The organism is Sulfitobacter sp. (assembly GCF_041552635.1).
Classification (GTDB): domain Bacteria; phylum Pseudomonadota; class Alphaproteobacteria; order Rhodobacterales; family Rhodobacteraceae; genus Sulfitobacter.
Genome location: NZ_JBFEKM010000267.1, coordinates 1 through 3,657, shown reverse-complemented (window position 1 = coordinate 3,657; position 3,657 = coordinate 1). Strand labels below are relative to the sequence as shown.

Below are 3,657 nucleotides of genomic sequence, written 5' to 3'. Positions count from 1 at the left end.
TTTGCGCCGCAATGTATCCCCCAAAGACAGGGTGGGCGTCATCGTGATCTGGCTTTGCAAATCGGGGTCCGGCGCATCAAGCGTGTCATTCAGGATAATCCGCGCTGCGGCCTGCCCGATTTCAAGGCGGCAGGCATCCATTGTGGCCAGTTGGCGCGGCAGACCTTGCAGCAGTTCGACATTGTTGAACCCCGCCAAACCGATCTGCCCCGGAATATCGATGCCTTGGTCAATCAAATACAGCAACCCGCCAGCACCGATCATGTCATTGGAATAATATAGAAAATCCAGATCAGGAGAGCGCTCCAACATCTCTTGCGTCATCTCGCGCCCTTTGGCGAGCGCGGAGCCACCGGAATAGAACGCGCGGTCTTCAATCTCGACCCCCGCTTTGGCAAGGCCTTCGGTAAAGCCTTCGAACCGTTTGCGCGCGCGGTGGTCCAAAGGCATCTTGGTGCCCATGAAACCGATGTGCTCATAACCTTCTTTCAGGATCGCCTTGGCCATTTCATTGCCTGCGCGGCGGTGCGAAATACCGACCATTGCATCAATTGGGCGTCCATCGACATCCATGATCTCGACCACGGGTATCCCTGCGTTTTTCAACATGGCGCGGGTGGCATCCGAATGCTCGAGCCCCGCGATGATCACGCCAGAAGGCCGCCAGGACAGCATCTCGTACAAGACGCGCTCTTCCTTTTCGGGCATGTAGTCCGTAACGCCGACGACAGGCTGCAAGGGCGTATCTTCGAGGACCTGATTGATGCCGTTCAGCACTTCGGGGAAAACCATGTTCGACAGCGACGGGATGATCACGGCGACCAGATTTACCCGTTGCGAGGCAAGCGATCCCGCGATCTGATTGGGCACATAGCCCAGTTCCTTGGCCGCTGCCAAAACACGGCGACGCGTGGCATCCGAAACATCACCCCTTTTACGCAGCACCCGGCTGACCGTCATTTCAGAAACCCCGCAGGCGTCAGAAACATCACGAAGGGTAAGCGGGCGTTTGGGGGGCTGTGACAAAGGCAATATCCTGCTGATAAAACTCTGTCTCACGCTAACGTAGATTGCCGCAATGACGCAAGTGACCTCAACCGTAATGCAGTCACGCATGTGCCAAGCATTCCAAAACGCGCCCTTTGGGCACCGTAAATCTGATCTGGAACCAGCCCTTCTTTTGCGATAATAAAAAAAGGACGGTCCCGTGGCTCAACTGGATAGAGCAGCCCCCTCCTAAGGGGCAGGTTGCAGGTTCGAATCCTGCCGGGGTCACCAAAAACACCTAAAAAATATGGTTTATTTACAGGGCTTTGTGCAGGAGCGTGCAGAAAGCCCCGAGAGCTTTCGCGCCGAATTCTGCTGAAAATGCGGAAATCTCGTACAAAACCTGTACAAAATTCGCACGTCTTTGCGCAGTTTGGGGCCTTCCAATGAGCTGGCGGGTCGCAAACACATGCGCGGAACGGAAGTTCGGCAGTGCAACGCGCAAGCAGATCATCATGTTTCTGGCTGACAAGGCGAGCGACGATGGCTCAGGTATCTGGTGTTCCAAGGGCACGATCCAGCGGCACACCGAGCTGGGGGAGACCACCGTCAAGCGAACCGTGCGCGAGTTCCTCAAAGAAGGCATCCTCATCGAGACCGGCGCACGGACTTGCAAGAATGGATTCACAGTCGTTTACCGGATCGATCTAGCCAAGGTCGAAGCATTGGAACCTACGCTGGAGCCCGAGATTGAGACGGGGTCCACAGTGGCCCCCGTCCAGTCTGGACCCGGTACCGGGGCCACTGTGGACGGGGTACCGGGGCCACCACGGCCCCCAAACCACCCTAAAACCATCCTAAAACCACCTACGCGCAGGCGCGAGGCGGCGGCGGATGAAGAAGCTGAGAAGATTTTGGCGGCGTATCCACCCGACCGATTGCGCAGTAAAGCCGCTTGCCTCGCCCAGATCGAAGAGGCCGCGAAGGAAGGGATTGCACCGGAGGACTTGCTGAAGGCTGTGCAAGCCTACGCAACCGACAGCGCAGGGTTCACTCGTTCGAAGGTCTGTTTTTCCGACAACTGGTTTCAGTCGCGGCGCTGGCAGGCCTATGTCGAGAAGCAGGCAGAAGACCGAGAAGAGGCGGCGACGTCGGCGGCCGATCACCATGCGCGACTGGCCTGCTGGATCAGTGATCGCAGCCCGATGTGCAAACACATCACTGCGCCCCAAGTGACCGCATTGCTCGCCTCAAAGCTGGTGACACAGGCCCAAATCCAAGCCGCAGGCCTCGGATCATGACCGCAACCGATCCCACAGAAGAGCAAACAGCAAGGCGACCCATGTCATACGCTGGCGCTGCTGACACGGGACCTTGCGAGGGGCGGCACGCCTCCCCTTCGAACCCCACCGGCGCGGGCAAACCCCGCACCAAAGAGCCGCTGACCGAGACGTTCGTCTTTCGGTGCACCGCCGCAGAGAAGGCCCAGTTGCGCGCAAAGGCCGAAGCCGCTGGCTTGCCCGCCGCGACCCTGCTGCGTGAGGCGCTTGGCTTGACTGAGGCCCGCCGCCGCAAGCCCATTCCCCGCGTTGACCCTGAGCTGGTGCTGGCCGTCGGGCGCATCGGTGGCAACCTCAACCAGATCGCCCGCTGGCTGAACCGCGCCATGCTGACAGGCCGCACCGACGTCGACGCGCTGAACGTTGCCCGCCGCCTGCTGACCATCGAACGCCAGCTTGCCCAGATCGTCGAGGCAGCCCGCCGATGCTGATCAAGTTCTTCCGCAACGGCAAAGGTGCTGGCGCTGGTCCTGTTGGCTACCTCGTGGCAGACAAGGTGCTGGCCTACGATGACAACCGCGACCTGGTCCGAGATGCAGAAGGCCAGCCGATGACTGTCACGCGGGAGCCTCTGCCCGAGGTCCTGCGCGGCAACCCTGACCGCACCGAAGCGCTCATCGACGCCAGCCGCCACCAGTGGACTTACCGCGCGGGCGTGATCAGCTTTGCCGCCGAGGATGCCCCGACCGAAGAACAGCAGGCCGAGGTCATGGACCACTTCCAGGATCTGGCCTTCGCGGGGCTGGACCCGACGCAATATGAGGTGCTTTGGGTCCGACATACCCACGAAGACCGTGTCGAGCTTCACTTCTGCACGCCGCGTTTGGAGTTGACCTCGGGCCGCAGCCTGAACATCGCGCCGCCGGGCTACGAGAAAGCCTTCGACAGCCTGCGCGATGTGATGAATCAGCGCCACGGCTGGGCCGACCCGATGGAGCTGGAGCGCATCCAAGAGGTCCGCGACACCATCGAGACCCCAACCCGCGCCCAAGGCCGTGACGAGCTGCACGCGTGGCTGCAAGACCAGATCAGTGTCGGTCTGATCACTGACCGCGCCAGCATGATCGATGCACTTACAGATGCAGGCTACGACCTGCCGCGCGTCGGCAAAGCGTACCTGACGGCCCGCGACCCCGACACCGGCGAGCGCTGGCGTTTGAAAGGAGAGATTTTCCATGAAGACTGGCAAGCCGACCCGGCTGAGCGAGAAGCTGAACACGGAACTGGACATGATACGGCAGGACTACGCCGCCTCGATGGCATCACAGCTCGAGAGCTTCAGGAGCGATTTGAGCAAAATTGCGACCATCGCGCATCGTACAATCGAGAC

General features: G+C 60.2%; 4 protein-coding genes and 1 tRNA gene. 4 read left to right on the top strand and 1 reads right to left on the bottom strand.

All coding sequences use genetic code 11. The features are described from left to right. On the bottom strand, positions 1 to 1,026 hold a 1,026-nt coding region (locus ABYT07_RS19755; RefSeq protein ID WP_372993724.1), incomplete at its 3' end, for a LacI family DNA-binding transcriptional regulator. A gap of 175 nt (positions 1,027 to 1,201) precedes the next feature. On the opposite strand from ABYT07_RS19755, the gene ABYT07_RS19750 reads away from it, so the two are divergent. From ABYT07_RS19750 to ABYT07_RS19735, 4 genes are all read left to right on the top strand, one after another. Beyond that, positions 1,202 to 1,278 (top strand) — tRNA-Arg (locus tag ABYT07_RS19750). Between the two features lie 155 nt (positions 1,279 to 1,433). Then, on the top strand, positions 1,434 to 2,288 hold the full coding sequence (locus ABYT07_RS19745) for a hypothetical protein (protein ID WP_372993723.1): 855 nt from the start codon (positions 1,434 to 1,436) through the stop codon (positions 2,286 to 2,288). Between the two features lie 41 nt (positions 2,289 to 2,329). Continuing rightward, entirely contained in the window at positions 2,330 to 2,758 is a 429-nt protein-coding gene (gene mobC / locus ABYT07_RS19740) for a plasmid mobilization relaxosome protein MobC (protein ID WP_372993722.1), read from the top strand. Further along, positions 2,752 to 3,657 (top strand): relaxase/mobilization nuclease domain-containing protein (locus tag ABYT07_RS19735; RefSeq protein ID WP_372993721.1); only part of this gene is annotated, 906 nt, incomplete at its 3' end. The genes mobC and ABYT07_RS19735, both read left to right, overlap by 7 nt.

Bases quoted from the DNA above. Each gene is read 5' to 3' on its own strand.
- ABYT07_RS19745 (WP_372993723.1), top strand. From the start codon at position 1,434: ATGAGCTGGCGGGTCGCAAACACATGCGCGGAACGGAAGTTCGGCAGT.
- mobC (WP_372993722.1), top strand. From the start codon at position 2,330: ATGTCATACGCTGGCGCTGCTGACACGGGACCTTGCGAGGGGCGGCAC.